The organism is Hanstruepera marina (assembly GCF_019880635.1).
Lineage (GTDB): Bacteria > Bacteroidota > Bacteroidia > Flavobacteriales > Flavobacteriaceae > Hanstruepera > Hanstruepera marina.
Genome location: NZ_JAINVX010000002.1, coordinates 125,208 through 138,617 on the forward strand (window position 1 = coordinate 125,208; position 13,410 = coordinate 138,617).

The 13,410-nt window shown below is 32.9% G+C and carries 15 protein-coding genes; 4 read left to right on the forward strand and 11 right to left on the reverse strand.

Features of this window, described 5'->3' with window-relative positions; all coding sequences use genetic code 11:
* Window positions 1-31 precede the first annotated feature (31 nt).
* Complete coding sequence (gene pafA, locus K7G76_RS08230) at window positions 32-1,687, forward strand: alkaline phosphatase PafA (protein ID WP_255572962.1); 1,656 nt, start codon at window positions 32-34, stop codon at window positions 1,685-1,687.
* A gap of 6 nt (window positions 1,688-1,693) precedes the next feature.
* Here the strand turns inward: pafA and K7G76_RS08235 are convergent, their stop codons facing one another.
* From K7G76_RS08235 to rsfS, 6 genes are all read right to left on the reverse strand, one after another.
* On the reverse strand, window positions 1,694-1,960 hold the full coding sequence (locus tag K7G76_RS08235; RefSeq protein WP_223033731.1) for an acyl-CoA-binding protein: 267 nt from the start codon (window positions 1,958-1,960) through the stop codon (window positions 1,694-1,696).
* Entirely contained in the window at window positions 1,957-2,610 is a 654-nt protein-coding gene (locus K7G76_RS08240; protein ID WP_223033732.1) for a phosphatidylserine decarboxylase family protein, read from the reverse strand. Before K7G76_RS08240 ends, K7G76_RS08235 begins: the two co-directional genes overlap by 4 nt.
* 1 nt (window position 2,611) lies before the next feature.
* Window positions 2,612-3,421, reverse strand: a complete 810-nt coding sequence (locus tag K7G76_RS08245; RefSeq protein WP_223033733.1) for a phosphatidate cytidylyltransferase — start codon at window positions 3,419-3,421, stop codon at window positions 2,612-2,614.
* Window position 3,422: 1 nt separating this feature from the next.
* The gene (locus K7G76_RS08250) at window positions 3,423-4,031 is read right to left on the reverse strand and encodes an LUD domain-containing protein (protein ID WP_223033734.1); all 609 of its coding nucleotides are present in this window, start codon (window positions 4,029-4,031) and stop codon (window positions 3,423-3,425) included.
* A gap of 118 nt (window positions 4,032-4,149) precedes the next feature.
* Complete coding sequence (gene ftsH / locus K7G76_RS08255) at window positions 4,150-6,117, reverse strand: ATP-dependent zinc metalloprotease FtsH (protein WP_223033735.1); 1,968 nt, start codon at window positions 6,115-6,117, stop codon at window positions 4,150-4,152.
* Window positions 6,118-6,125: 8 nt separating this feature from the next.
* Window positions 6,126-6,497: a ribosome silencing factor gene (gene rsfS, locus K7G76_RS08260; RefSeq protein WP_223033736.1), complete on the reverse strand. Its 372-nt coding sequence runs from the start codon at window positions 6,495-6,497 to the stop codon at window positions 6,126-6,128.
* A gap of 95 nt (window positions 6,498-6,592) precedes the next feature.
* Between rsfS and K7G76_RS08265 the strand changes: the two genes are divergently transcribed.
* On the forward strand, window positions 6,593-7,324 hold the full coding sequence (locus tag K7G76_RS08265; RefSeq protein ID WP_223033737.1) for a biotin--[acetyl-CoA-carboxylase] ligase: 732 nt from the start codon (window positions 6,593-6,595) through the stop codon (window positions 7,322-7,324).
* Here K7G76_RS08265 and K7G76_RS08270 read toward each other — a convergent pair.
* On the reverse strand, window positions 7,321-7,716 hold the full coding sequence (locus tag K7G76_RS08270; RefSeq protein WP_223033738.1) for an SRPBCC family protein: 396 nt from the start codon (window positions 7,714-7,716) through the stop codon (window positions 7,321-7,323). The two genes, K7G76_RS08265 and K7G76_RS08270, sit on opposite strands and share 4 nt — an antisense overlap.
* A 25-nt stretch (window positions 7,717-7,741) precedes the next feature.
* Window positions 7,742-8,386 carry an orotate phosphoribosyltransferase gene (gene pyrE / locus K7G76_RS08275; protein WP_223033739.1) on the reverse strand — a complete coding sequence of 215 codons (645 nt, stop codon included), beginning with the start codon at window positions 8,384-8,386 and terminating at the stop codon, window positions 7,742-7,744.
* 130 nt (window positions 8,387-8,516) lie between these two features.
* On the opposite strand from pyrE, the gene K7G76_RS08280 reads away from it, so the two are divergent.
* Window positions 8,517-9,098, forward strand: coding sequence for an NUDIX hydrolase (locus K7G76_RS08280; RefSeq protein WP_223033740.1), 582 nt, complete (start codon window positions 8,517-8,519; stop codon window positions 9,096-9,098).
* A 41-nt stretch (window positions 9,099-9,139) separates the two neighbouring features.
* Here the strand turns inward: K7G76_RS08280 and K7G76_RS08285 are convergent, their stop codons facing one another.
* The 3 genes from K7G76_RS08285 to K7G76_RS08295 are packed head-to-tail and all read right to left on the reverse strand — an operon-like array spanning window position 9,140 to window position 12,490.
* Window positions 9,140-11,371 carry an ATP-binding protein gene (locus K7G76_RS08285; protein WP_223033741.1) on the reverse strand — a complete coding sequence of 744 codons (2,232 nt, stop codon included), beginning with the start codon at window positions 11,369-11,371 and terminating at the stop codon, window positions 9,140-9,142.
* The gene (locus K7G76_RS08290; protein ID WP_223033742.1) at window positions 11,368-12,132 is read right to left on the reverse strand and encodes a LytR/AlgR family response regulator transcription factor; all 765 of its coding nucleotides are present in this window, start codon (window positions 12,130-12,132) and stop codon (window positions 11,368-11,370) included. The genes K7G76_RS08285 and K7G76_RS08290 overlap by 4 nt, the downstream gene beginning before the upstream one ends.
* Window positions 12,125-12,490, reverse strand: a complete 366-nt coding sequence (locus K7G76_RS08295) for an Hpt domain-containing protein (RefSeq protein ID WP_223033743.1) — start codon at window positions 12,488-12,490, stop codon at window positions 12,125-12,127. Before K7G76_RS08295 ends, K7G76_RS08290 begins: the two co-directional genes overlap by 8 nt.
* 247 nt (window positions 12,491-12,737) lie before the next feature.
* Here K7G76_RS08295 and K7G76_RS08300 point away from each other — a divergent pair, with 247 nt between their 5' ends.
* Window positions 12,738-13,391: a hypothetical protein gene (locus tag K7G76_RS08300; RefSeq protein WP_223033744.1), complete on the forward strand. Its 654-nt coding sequence runs from the start codon at window positions 12,738-12,740 to the stop codon at window positions 13,389-13,391.
* Window positions 13,392-13,410 lie beyond the last annotated feature (19 nt).

Below are 13,410 nucleotides of genomic sequence, written 5' to 3' on the forward strand. Positions count from 1 at the left end.
TCAGTATTTTTGAGACCTAATTATGAAATACATGAAAAACCAAGTCTTGTTTTTACTTTTAGTTTTTAGCTTTTTAACAGTAAAGGCGCAATATAATGAACCTAATAACAGACCAAAATTGGTAGTTGGTATAGTAGTAGACCAAATGCGTTATGATTATTTAACGCGTTTTTACAATAAGTATGGCGAAGGCGGTTTTAAGCGTATGATACGAGATGGCTTTAATTGTAAGAACAATCATTTTAATTATATACCAACCAAGACAGCCCCAGGGCATGCCTCTATTTTTACAGGAACAACACCAAAATTTCACGGTATAATAGGGAATGACTGGTTTGACAAAAAGCTTGGTGAAAATGTGTATTGTGTAAATGATAATAGCTTTAAATCTGTGGGTACAGATAACAAAAAAGGTCAAATGTCTCCCCATCGTATGTTGACTACGACTTTTGCAGACGAGAATAGGTTGTTTACGCAAATGCGCGGTAAAACAATAGGTGTTTCAATAAAGGACAGAGGAGCAGTTTTACCTGCTGGTCATACGGCAAATGCGGCGTATTGGGTAGATGATAAAGGGACTGGAAATTGGATTTCGAGTTCGTTTTATATGAAAGAATTGCCTAACTGGGTAAAACGTTTTAATGAATCGAACAAAACGGAACAGTATTTTAAAACTTGGGATACCTATTATGATATTGATTCATATACAGAAAGTGGTGATGACCTTAACACCTTTGAAGGTGGTTTTAGTGGAAAGGAAACGGCTACATTTCCTTATGACTTGAACGCTTTAAAAGCCGATAATGGGAATTATAAAATAATTGTTGAAACGCCGTACGGAAACAGTTTGATTACCGATTTCACTTTAGAATTACTTAAAGAGGAGGGTTTAGGAAAAGATAATTATACCGATGTGTTGACAGTGAGTTATTCCAGTACTGATAAGGTAGGGCATAATTTTGGTGTTAACTCTAAAGAAGTAGAGGATACCTATATTCGTTTGGATTTAGATTTAGAACGTCTGTTTAAGGCTTTGGACGATGAAGTAGGGGCTGATAATTACGTTGTGTTTTTAACCGCAGATCATGGAGCGCCAAACGTACCTTCGTATTTACAGTCTAATAAAATACCAGCCGGATTATTTGATTTGAATGCCATGGTTGATGCCTTGAATAGTGAACTAGAGGAAGAATACGGCGTTAAGAAATTGATATTAAGCCGAATTAACAACCAGATTTTTTTTAACCATAAAAAGATTTCAAAATCTAATTTAGATTTGAGTGAGTTAAAAGAACGAGTTTCCAATAAGTTATTACAATATAGATTGATAGATAAAGTTTACACCACTTCTGATGGTAATCAGTTAGAACTTGCCAATGGGTATCTGGAAAACATGTTAATGAATGGGCATAATCAAAAACGATCTGGCGATATTGTTTTTGTATTTAATCCAGCCGTTTTTAAGGACACTCTTTGGAACCGAACAGGAACAGATCATCACTCCGGTTTAAATTACGACACCCATGTACCACTATTGTTTTTTGGTAAGGGTATAGCAAAAGGGAGTACATTGCAACGTACCAACATTACTGATATAGCACCAACTATTTCGGCTTTACTTAATATAAGTTTACCAAATGGAGCGATCGGGAATCCCCTTGAATTTGTATTTGAAACCCAAGAATAACTGTTATTACTTTCTGTATAAAAAGTAATTGTCTACCAAGTCTATATAAATTTGTTTAGCCTCGTCTGTTGAAATGTTCTTGACCTGAAATAGGGCGTTGGTTTTAAACGCATTGATTATGGGTTTTTTACTGCTTGGCCTGCCATAATTGTTAGTGGCTTTTTTGTAGTAAGCATATAAACGCAGTAAGAAATCTGCCGGAAATGGCTCGGTGTGCGCATTAATTCGTGCTACAGCGTCTTTAAAGGCAATATCTAATTCTTCTGAAGTCATTTTATTTCTGCAATAACACTTTCACCACCTCTAACTTTTTGATTAAGCTGTACTTTAATTTCGGAATCTAAAGGTAGAAATAAATCTACTCTAGAACCAAATTTTATAAACCCAGAATCGTCACCTTGACTAACTTTGTCATTTGGTTTGGCATAATTTACAATACGTTTAGCAAGTGCACCTGCAATTTGTCTGTATAGCACTTTTCCAAATGAAGGGTTTTCAACAACAACGGTTGTACGTTCATTTTCCTCACTGGCTTTTGGGTGCCAAGCAACTAAATATTTTCCAGGATGATATTTACTGAAAACGACTTCGCCTCCAATGGGATAACGCGTAACATGAACATTTATGGGCGACATAAAAACACTAACCTGTATACGTTTGTCTTTAAAATATTCAGGCTCTTCTACTTCTTCTATAACTACTACCTTACCATCAACAGGCGAAACAACATGTGAATCGTTAAGAAAGATGTTGCGTTTTGGGTTTCTAAAAAATTGGAGAATTAAAACCAAAAACACTAAAAGTGCAAGCATAATTACAGTGCTTAACCATGAGGCAAGATTAAAACTGTCTACAAGTAAAAATAGTCCAACAACCACAATTAGTGTTAGTACTATAATTTTATGACCTTCTTTATGAAACATATTAAATAATTTCTAAAAACAAATAAATAAATGGAGCTGCAAAAATAATACTATCTAACCTATCAAGCAATCCACCATGACCAGGCATAATAATACCGCTGTCTTTTACATCAGCTTGGCGTTTAAATTTAGATTCTATTAAATCTCCTAAAGTACCAAATACACTAATTATAATGGCTAATATTAACCATTGGTTAAAGGTTAGTGTTTCTGTAAAGGTAGCAATAAAATAGCTTGCTATCGATGCAAAAAGCAATCCGCCTAAAAAACCCTCTACTGTTTTTTTAGGTGAAATTTTTTCAAATAATTTTTGCTTGCCAAAATTTTTACCCACCAAAAAAGCAAAGGTGTCGTTTGTCCAAATCAGTACAAAAGAACCAAATAATATTAAGGGTTCATATTTGTTGTTATAATTTGCTATTAATATTAAAAAGACAAAAGCACTTGACAAGTAGAATGTTGTTAGTATAAACCGTTTGGATATAAAAAGCGGTATACGCTTTTCAGTAAATAAATCCTTTATTAAAAACAACTGCACAAATATGGTAACCACTTGTAGGATTTGAGTAGCTTCATCCAACCCTGTATGCGAATTCATGAAAAACTGCCAGTAGCCAAATACTAGGTACAAAACAGTAAAAAATATATAGGGGAAGAATGATTTGTATTCAATTAATTTTTTAAACTCGGCTAAACAGATAAGCCCAAAAAAATAAAATAAAATGATTAAAGCATGCTCATTTAATAATGATACCATTAATAATGAAATATACACCAAACCCGTAAAAGATCTTACAAGAATTTCTTTCATTTTAAAGGTCTTCTAAAAGAAGTAAGTATAAATTTTTAGAGCTGCTGCCGTAACTCAAGAAGTCCTTTTCTTCTTGAGACTTAAAGTGCTTTATAGTAGTGATGTTTGTAGGGATACTTGTTTTATTTTTATGTTTTATACCTCGTAAACCTTCACCAATACTACCTACAATCTGACTTGTTGTTGCAAATACAATAAGGTTGTTAGGGAATTCACCTAATTTTTTTTCGGCTATTTGATTGGACGATATAAGCAAGGAACCATCATCAGCAATTAAATTTTCGCAAGTAGTAACAAAAAATGAAGCGTCACGAAGCGAATCGTGTATTTTAATATTGGTGTTCTTAAACCGGTCTTTAAGATTGGCATCTAGTATTAAACCGTTTTTGTTTTCCCAATCGTTTTCCTTTAAAATTAAGTCTAAACTTTCAAAAACTTCATCTAAATTTTCGCAATACAAAAACTTTCCACCATTAGCTTTAAAGTTTATGGTAAACCTTTCATCTATTGGTAGCTTTATTTCAGGCATATATTTGCCTCTATCGCTTGATTTTAATTCTTCTTCTGAACTATCAGATTTTGAACCAAAAATTTTTCTAAAAAGACTCATTTATATTGCGCTATTAATCTGAGTGATTTAAGGTGTTTTTCAAATATAAAAAATCTTAAACGAACCTTTGGGTTTATTTAAGATTTTTAGTTAAAGTTAACAGAAATACTATTGGTTTTTATTCTTCTTCATCAGAAGTTTTTTCTGTTTTGTTTATTTCTTCAGATTTATCAAAAGGTCTTTTTCCAAAGATTTTTTCCAGATTGTCTTTAAAAATCACTTCTTTCTCTAGAAGAACTTCAGCCAATTGTGTTAGTTTATCTTTATGTAATTCCAAAAGATTAACTGCACGTTCGTATTGTTCTTCAATAATATCTGAAATTTCTTTATCAATTAGCTCTGCAGTTTGCTCGCTATACGGTTTTGTAAAGCCATACTCGCTTTGCCCTGAAGAGTCATAATACGTTAAATTACCAACCTTATCGCTTAAGCCATAAATGGTGACCATCGCTCTGGCTTGTTTTGTAACTTTTTCTAAATCACTTAAGGCTCCAGTAGAAATTTTATTGAAAATCACTTTTTCAGCAGCTCGACCACCAAGGGCAGCACACATTTCATCGAGCATTTGTTCTGGTCTAACAATTAAGCGCTCTTCAGGTAAATACCACGCAGCACCTAATGAGCGACCACGAGGAACAATAGTGACTTTTACTAAAGGTGCAGCGTGTTCAAGCATCCAGCTAACAGTCGCATGACCTGCTTCGTGGTAGGCGATTGCTTTTTTCTCGTCTGGCGTAATAATTTTGTTTTTCTTTTCCAATCCGCCAACTATTCTATCAACAGCATCTAAAAAGTCTTGTTTGTCAACTGCTTTTTTGCCATTTCTGGCAGCAATTAAAGCGGCCTCGTTACATACATTGGCTATATCTGCTCCTGAAAAACCTGGTGTTTGTTTAGATAGAAAATCTAAATCTAAATCCTTGGCCTTTTTTAAAGGTCTTAAGTGTACTTCAAAAATTTCTTTACGTTCACGAACGTCTGGAAGGTCAACAAAAATTTGTCTATCAAAACGTCCGGCACGCATTAAGGCTTTGTCTAAAACATCAGCTCGGTTTGTTGCAGCCAATACAATAACATTACTGTTTGTACCAAAGCCATCCATTTCAGTTAATAACTGGTTAAGTGTGTTTTCACGCTCGTCGTTAGAGCCCGAAAAATTACTTTTTCCACGAGCACGACCAATAGCATCAATTTCATCAATAAATATAATTGAAGGTGATTTTTCTTTGGCTTGTTTAAATAAGTCACGTACTCTTGAAGCTCCAACACCTACAAACATTTCAACAAAATCTGAACCGGATAATGAAAAGAAAGGTACTTTGGCTTCTCCGGCTACAGCTCTAGCTAATAAGGTTTTACCAGTTCCTGGAGGGCCTACTAGTAAAGCTCCTTTTGGTATTTTACCACCCAAAGAAGTGTATTTTTCTGGGTTTTTCAAGAAATCTACAATTTCCTGTACCTCTTCTTTGGCACCTTCTAAACCAGCAACATCCTTGAAAGATGTCTTTACTTCATCGTTTTCATCAAATAGCTTGGCTTTAGATTTTCCGATATTAAATATTTGTCCGCCTGCTCCACCACCAGCACCTGATGACATACGTCTCATGATAAAAATCCAAACCCCAATTAATAAAATAAATGGCAAAAGTCCAATAAGGAAATCACCCCAAAGGTTTTGTTCGGTTTTATATTCAATTTTAGGTTTAGGGTCTAAATTCTGGGCGTTTATAATGGTGGCTATTTCATCTTCAAAGTTTTGAAGGTCACCAAATTCAAACGTATAATTTGGCAGTTTTGTGGCTGAAGGTAATAGAGAAGTCGGTTTAGAATTCTTATGTATTTCTTTTTGTTCAGCTTCCTTTGTTAAATAAACTTTGGCTTCTCGTCTGTTTACAATTTCTACTTTTTCTATATCACCATCCTGAAGAAAGGCCATGAATTGGGAAGGCGTAGTTTGTTTTGTGTCTTGAAATCCACTGCCACCTAAAATTTGCATGGCTAAAAAGATGACTATTATTCCACCATAAATCCAATACGGATTAAATTTAGGTTTTTTGGCTTTCGGTTTTTTATTGTCGTTTATCATTAATCTGTTTAGTAGTTTGTTTCTATTACTGTTGTTTTTGCGTCACCCCAAAGGCTTTCAATATCATAATATTCTCGTATATGTTTTTGAAAAACATGTACAACAACATTTACATAATCCATTAATACCCATTCAGCATTACTTTCTCCTTCAATATGCCAAGGCTTGTCTTTTAGTTCTTTACTAACTTTTTTTTGGATAGCGTTTACAATGGCATTAACTTGTGTGTTGGAAGTACCTTCGCATACAATAAAATAGTCGCAAACTGTGTTTTCAATTTCGCGTAAATCTAGAATATTTATTTCTTTACCCTTTACATCTTCAATTCCACTTAATATAGCAGCAATTAACTGGTCTGCATTCGAATGTTTTTTCGCCATTAATTTGTTTTAATTTGTGCAAAGTTATTATTTTTTAGTTCTTTATACTGTAAAAAAATCATAAGATTTTTTAAGCTGATTAATAACTTTTTCTAATGCATATAATCAAACTTAATGCCACTGATTCTACAAATTCATATTTAAGGCAATTAAGTAGTGACAAAAGTCTTACCGATTATACAGTTGTTGTAGCTGACGAACAGAATTCCGGTCGCGGTCAAATGGGGACTTCTTGGGAAAGCGAAACAGGCAAAAACCTTATGGCTAGCGTGTTTGTTGATGTTTCTTTTTTACCTTTTAACCTGCAGTTTTATATTAGTATGGCCACTTGTTTGGCATTAATAAAAACGCTTAAGCAATTTTCAATACCTAAATTGAAGATAAAATGGCCTAACGACATTTTGTCAGAAAAGAAGAAAATATGTGGTATTTTAATAGAGTATTTGGTTAAGCAAAACAATTTGCAATCTGCTATTATTGGTGTTGGCTTGAATGTAAACCAGTTGCAATTTGATAATTTGCCACAAGCGTCTTCATTATGCAAAATAACAGGTGTCCACTATAATTTAGATGAACTGCTATTGGGTTTTATTACACATTTAAAATATTATTTAGACCTATTGGAACAGAATGAATTGTTCAAAATAAAGCAGGACTATGAATCGTTTTTATTCCGGAAAGATAAACCGTCAACATTTAAAGACGCACAAGGGCATCTGTTTTCCGGCTTTATAAAAGCTGTTACAAATTCTGGTAAATTGCAGGTCTTGATTGAAGATAACGAATTACGTGAATATGACTTAAAAGAGATTCAGCTTTTGTATTAAATTGCTGAAGGAATGTTTGTAGAAAGTGTTTCTATAAACTTCGTAATGGGACCTTTTATCATCATGGCCATCATAGGATTGAAATCACCGTTAAATACCAACTGAACATGACTTGTATTAGAATCAATGCCTTCAATATGTCCAACAAGTGAAAAATCTATTTTACCACCAGCAGCTCCTAAAACAATTTTGTTAGGTGCAGTAACTTCTTTCTTTTTCAAGACAATTTCTGGCATGCCCTTTAAAGCAAACAAAAACTTATCAGTGTCTAATACTTCAAATTTGCTAATGTTTTCAGGCATAAGCTTTTCGAAATTTTTGACATCAGATAAAAAATCAAAGACCTCTTCAGGTGATTTATTTACAGTTGTTTTTGGAGATTCTAAATTCATAATTGTGTTTTTGTTACTTCACTAATCAATTAGTGTTCCATTCTGATGGATTGGCATTCCAAGATGCTAAAATGTCTTGTTCCTTGCTGGATATGTAATTTGTATGCTGGGCTTGTTCTAAAAGCGAATCATAATCGCTTAAGGTTAATAATTGAACGCCAGCTTTTTCAAAATTATCTCTTGCTACCTGAAAATCGTAAGAGAAAATAGCGATCATGCCTTTAACATTACCTTTGCTTTCCTGTATGGCCTTAACCGCATTCAAACTGCTTTTTCCGGTACTAATGAGGTCTTCAACAACAACTATATTTTGACCACTCTCTAGATGACCTTCTATCTGGTTTTGGCGACCATGGCTTTTTGCTTCTGGTCTAACATAAATAAAAGGCAGGCCTAAATATTCAGCTACTAACATGCCAATGCCAATTGCTCCGGTTGCGACTCCAGCAATAACATCTGGTTTTCCATATTGTTTTTCTATTTGCTTGGCCATGGTTTCGCGAATGTAATTACGAATTGGCGGATAGGATAACACAATACGATTGTCGCAATAAATGGGCGATTTCCAACCTGAAGCCCAAGTAAAAGGGTTTTTAGGTTGTAGTTTGATGGCATTTATTTGAAGTAAAACTTCGGCGGTTTTCCTAGCGGTATGTTTGTTGAAAATCATAGTCGCAAAATTACACTTTTTTCGCTAATCTGTATTTCAATTTCACAACATTAAATTAAATTTTTTAAAACCTTTGTCATCGTTTAAAAATTGATATTTTTACAAAACTTAAACATCATGTACCCAAAATATGTATAAAGTTTTTGTTAATGATAAGCCCATTATCTTAACGACGAAAGTTAAAAAGGAAAGTGAGTTTGAAAATTACCAGCTTAAATCGGTTAATCTTAAAAAGGTAATCAAAGAACTTAATACTACAAATAGAAAAAAGGTATATGTTATTCACCATAACGAAAAAAAACTACTTAAAAAGTTTCTGAAAAAGTTGCCAAATGTTATTGCTGGTGGCGGCAAGGTATTGAATAAGAAAGGAGAAGTACTTTTTATTTTTAGAAATGGTAAATGGGATTTGCCAAAAGGTAAGACCGAAAAAAAAGAACCTATTGAAGCCTCTGCTATACGTGAAGTAGAGGAGGAGACAGGTGTTACGGGTTTGAGAATTACAAAACCTTTAGAAACTACCTATCATATATTTAAACGTAATGGTAAATACCGAATTAAAATTACCTATTGGTTTGAAATGTACACTGAATTTGATGGTGAGTTTATACCAGAGGTCAATGAAGGTATAACTAAAGTTGCATGGCTTAATAATAAAGAAATGAAAAAAGCCATGAAAAACTCTTACGCTAATATTAAGTCTTTGGTTTAGCTTAAATTGATTGTTGTTGTAAGGCTGATTTACAACACGTTTTAAATATAATAATCAGATAATTTTACTAGTAATTGTTCAGGTTTATAGGGTTTGGGTATAACAGCATTCATGCCAGACTCGATGCATTTATCGAGTTCAGATTTTACAATGTTTGCAGTCATGGCCAATATTGGTATGTGTTTAGTTACATTATTGCTTGATTCTATTTTACGAATTTCAATAGTAGCTTCAATACCATTTAAAACAGGCATATGCATATCCATTAATATGATGTCAAAAGTATTTAATTTGAAAAGCTCTAAAACTTCTTGCCCATTTTTAGCTTTTTTTAAAGTGAAATTTTTAATAAAATAGTTTAAGTCATCTTCAATTACCATAGTATTGAATTCGTCATCTTCTGCAAGTAGAATCTTTATGCCTTTTAGTTTTAACCCTATTTTCAAAAGTTCAGATTCTGTAAGGATTGCCTTGTCTATGTTATCAGAAAGTTGATTGATTAATGGCAGGGTAAAACAAAATTTACTGCCTTTGTCTAATTCACTTTCTGCCCATATTTCACCACCCTGTAATTCCACTAGTTTTTTTGAAATACTTAATCCTAGGCCAGTTCCTTTAAATATTTGGGATTTTGATTTTTCGCCTTGTTCAAACGAATTAAATATTGTTTTTATCATATCTTCAGATATTCCTATTCCAGTATCCGAAACACAAAATAGGATATCGTTAGCTTTTTTTAATGAACAACTAATAAGTATTGAGCCTTGTTCAGTAAATTTTATAGAGTTTCCAACCAGATTAATTAGAATTTGATTTAACCTCAAGGAATCCCCAACAATCGCGTCAGGAACATTAGGGGCTATATTAGCGGTTACTTGAAGGCCTTTGTCTTTTGCTCTATATTGCAAGGTTTTGATTACGCTATCTATAACTGCTTTAGGATCCATTAAAACATGCTGTATTTCTAATTTTCCCGATTCTATTTTTGATAAGTCGAGAATATCATCCAACAAAACCAGAAGATTATCAGAGCTGGTTCTCATAGCTTCTAAATAAGGTGCTTGTTCTTTAAGGTGAGTGTTTCGTAGAAGGCTACCAGTCATGCCGGAAATAGCATGCATAGGGGTTCGAATCTCATGACTCATATTGGCTAAAAACTGTTCTTTATATTTTTCTGACTGTTCTGCACGCGCTTTTTCTTGAGCAATGATTGTGTTTTGTCTTCTAATAAGTTTTAAACGATTGAAAATATAAATTAATCCTATGATTAAGATTATTAAACTACCAGAAATTATCCAAATTATCAGACGCTGATTAGCTAATTTTTCAGTATTTATGGCTTCTTTTATGCGAGTTAATTCCTTTTGCCTTTGCAAGTTGTAGTTACCTATTTTTTGAGCAGTTTTATAGGAGTTATGCTTCTCGCTAATTTTATAATATTCATTAAAATGGTAATAGGCCTGTTCAAAATCATTTAATGCAGCATAACTTTTTCTTAAGCTTTGATGAGCATTGGCTCTATCAGCCATATGACCAGAACTTACAACTGCATTATAAGTCTTTTTCGCATAAATTAATGCTGAATCAGGCTTGTTCAATTTTAAATACGCCTCTGACATATTATTGTAAGTGGTTCGCACAAAATTGTTACTGAGTCTTAGGCATATATTTCCATATCTTATGGTTTCGGTATAATTTTCTTGAATAAGTGCCATCCAGGCTTTAGTTTCATATTGAGCCGCAAGGAATTCAGTATCGTTTTGAGATATTGCCCATTCTTGTATGTGTTGGAATATAGAATCTGATTTTTGTTTATTACCTAAATCATTTTCTAATATGGCAAGCCTTATTAAATGGGTTTTAGCTTGTTTTATATCCTGATCGTTATTGGCTGCTTGAATAGCTTTTTTTATATATACGATGCTCTCTTCGGTTTCTTCCTGACTTTGTAATAACCAACTTATATTGTCAAATAACTTGGATTTTAATTTGTTTGAAACATGAATTTGCGGATTTTCTTCAATTAAATCCTCAAGGTTTTTCGCATCGAAATAGCTAGATGTAAAATCTTGAAAGCTCCCTAATTTATGATATAATATATCATTTAAAATGTGTATTTCGGATTGGATATCTCCATTAGCTCTAACGTTTTGTAATTCACTTTCCAGTCTTTCAAACTCAAGTAAATTAGCATTCTGTAATGAGTCTTGATCATGTTGTCCAAAAGCCAATATAGATAATAATAATACAAATAGAGTTATGGTGTATCTCATATTACTACATTATTGAACCAATTTTTAAAAGTGTCTTTTTTTCGTCTAGAAATTGGAATTTTCATACCATTTGATAAAAATAGTGTAGAGCCGTTGGGGTTTTCTGTAATATGCAACTTATTAATTAAATACGATTTATGACATCTAAAAAAGCCTTTGTCTTCCAGTAACTCCTCCAGATTACTTAACGTTTTTGACACTAATTCTTTCTTGCTGTTTACCATATTGATGTAGCTATAATTCCGTTCGCCTTCTATATTAATAATGTCTTTTAATTGTATATGTAATTCACCTTGCTGGGTTTTTAAAATTAAAATTTGATCGCTTGCTTGTTTTAACTTCAAATTTTGTAGAGCAACCGGAACATTATTTGATTTTTGATTCTTCTTAAAACGAAGTATGGCATTTTTTAATTCTTCTAAATCAAATGGTTTCAACAAATAATCCAAAGCATTGAATCTGATTGCTTTAATTGCATAATGCTTGTATGATGTAATAAAAATCGTTTTAAATGTAATGGCATCCAATTTGGAAAGCATCTCGAATCCAGTCATATCAGTCATTTCGACATCTAAAAAAACTAAGTTAGGTTTTAATTGTTGGATTTTAAGGATACCTTCTTGACCATTATTCCCTAAACCCAGAATCTGAATTTCGGGGAAATATTGATTGAGTTTATCCTTTAATAAATCTTGAATAAAAGGATCATCATCAATAATGATACATTTTATGGGTTTGGATGTTGATTTCAGGTTACTCAAAATGTGTTTCAATAATTTGTGATACCTCTTTTGTTGCTCCTTCTAATTTATAAATTATATCGTTGCCAAGAGCTTCCAGTTCAATAAAAGGTATGGTTTCATACTCAAACTCAAGTCTTTGTATAGGTGTAATAATGTCTTGAATACCAAAGAATTGTAGTTGAGGACTCATTTTATGAAGTATTTGGCGAATTTGTCTACGGTCATCTTGATTTAAGGCCTTTTTAAGTTGTTGTAAGCGCTCTGGAATGAGTTCTTGAAATTGATTCAGGTATTTTAACATTCTATCTGAATTACCTCTTGATATGGAAACTAAATTATCAAGATTGATAAAATGTGTATTTCGTTCTAAATTCATTGCTATTAATTTCTTTGGCGGAATGTAGATTAAAGATACGGTAATTATTAATACTCTATTGATTAACTAATCCAATGGTTTATCAAGTGGTTTTTTCCGTTTGATAAACCGGTTGTACAAATGCTGTGTTGTTGGATAAAAAGAAATAGGATGGCAATTTTTGATGAATTAATATTGGTTTCAGATTTAGAAATGTAAATGCTAAATCAACTAATTAATTAATCTATTAATCTAAAATCAACCAATTATGAAGAATTCAATTTTAATTATCGCATTAGCACTATTTGCTTTTAGTTGTAATACCGAAGAAATTTCAGAGCCAATTGAACAGAATGTTACTTTAGAAAACTCAAGAAGTTTATCTGAAACAATTGAAATACTCCAATCAAGCCCTGAATTCAGAGAATTTATTAACTCAAGACAATACCAACGAAACAATGGTAATGGTATAATGTTATTGCAAGACGGTTATAATTTGTCTTATGCAGCCAATACAGGCGAGAGTCTTTATATTATTGGTGGTTTAGGAAGCATAGAGGCTATGCCAAATGGAAGAGCACGATTTTCAATTCACACTAATTCGCCATCGGCAGCTATAATCAGTTTCCCTTCTTTTGAAACGGCATATTCAAGTGACTGTGTAGAAGGGCAATTAGGAACCTTTAATTATAATTTTATTAGTGAGTATGTAGTTGAAGTGTTTGAGCCAATACCTGGTCTTGTATTTACATTTTATATACCTACAGGAGAAAATGCTTCCAACGAAACCGCTAATGGGCATTGTCGTATTAGTGATGCGCAACCAATGTTTGATGAAAACTTTGAGTTTACGGGTTGTACAGAGGCTACCGAATATAAAACTATGCGTATAAGTCCAAACTCTGGTATATCAGTAGAATAATACTTTTCTAATTAACCAA

Bases quoted from the DNA above. Each gene is read 5' to 3' on its own strand.
- pafA (WP_255572962.1), top strand. From the start codon at position 32: ATGAAAAACCAAGTCTTGTTTTTACTTTTAGTTTTTAGCTTTTTAACA.
- K7G76_RS08235 (WP_223033731.1), bottom strand. From the start codon at position 1,960: ATGACTTCAGAAGAATTAGATATTGCCTTTAAAGACGCTGTAGCACGA.
- K7G76_RS08240 (WP_223033732.1), bottom strand. From the start codon at position 2,610: ATGTTTCATAAAGAAGGTCATAAAATTATAGTACTAACACTAATTGTG.
- K7G76_RS08245 (WP_223033733.1), bottom strand. From the start codon at position 3,421: ATGAAAGAAATTCTTGTAAGATCTTTTACGGGTTTGGTGTATATTTCA.
- K7G76_RS08250 (WP_223033734.1), bottom strand. From the start codon at position 4,031: ATGAGTCTTTTTAGAAAAATTTTTGGTTCAAAATCTGATAGTTCAGAA.
- ftsH (WP_223033735.1), bottom strand. From the start codon at position 6,117: ATGATAAACGACAATAAAAAACCGAAAGCCAAAAAACCTAAATTTAAT.
- rsfS (WP_223033736.1), bottom strand. From the start codon at position 6,497: ATGGCGAAAAAACATTCGAATGCAGACCAGTTAATTGCTGCTATATTA.
- K7G76_RS08265 (WP_223033737.1), top strand. From the start codon at position 6,593: ATGCATATAATCAAACTTAATGCCACTGATTCTACAAATTCATATTTA.
- K7G76_RS08270 (WP_223033738.1), bottom strand. From the start codon at position 7,716: ATGAATTTAGAATCTCCAAAAACAACTGTAAATAAATCACCTGAAGAG.
- pyrE (WP_223033739.1), bottom strand. From the start codon at position 8,386: ATGATTTTCAACAAACATACCGCTAGGAAAACCGCCGAAGTTTTACTT.
- K7G76_RS08280 (WP_223033740.1), top strand. From the start codon at position 8,517: ATGTATAAAGTTTTTGTTAATGATAAGCCCATTATCTTAACGACGAAA.
- K7G76_RS08285 (WP_223033741.1), bottom strand. From the start codon at position 11,371: ATGAGATACACCATAACTCTATTTGTATTATTATTATCTATATTGGCT.
- K7G76_RS08295 (WP_223033743.1), bottom strand. From the start codon at position 12,490: ATGAATTTAGAACGAAATACACATTTTATCAATCTTGATAATTTAGTT.
- K7G76_RS08300 (WP_223033744.1), top strand. From the start codon at position 12,738: ATGAAGAATTCAATTTTAATTATCGCATTAGCACTATTTGCTTTTAGT.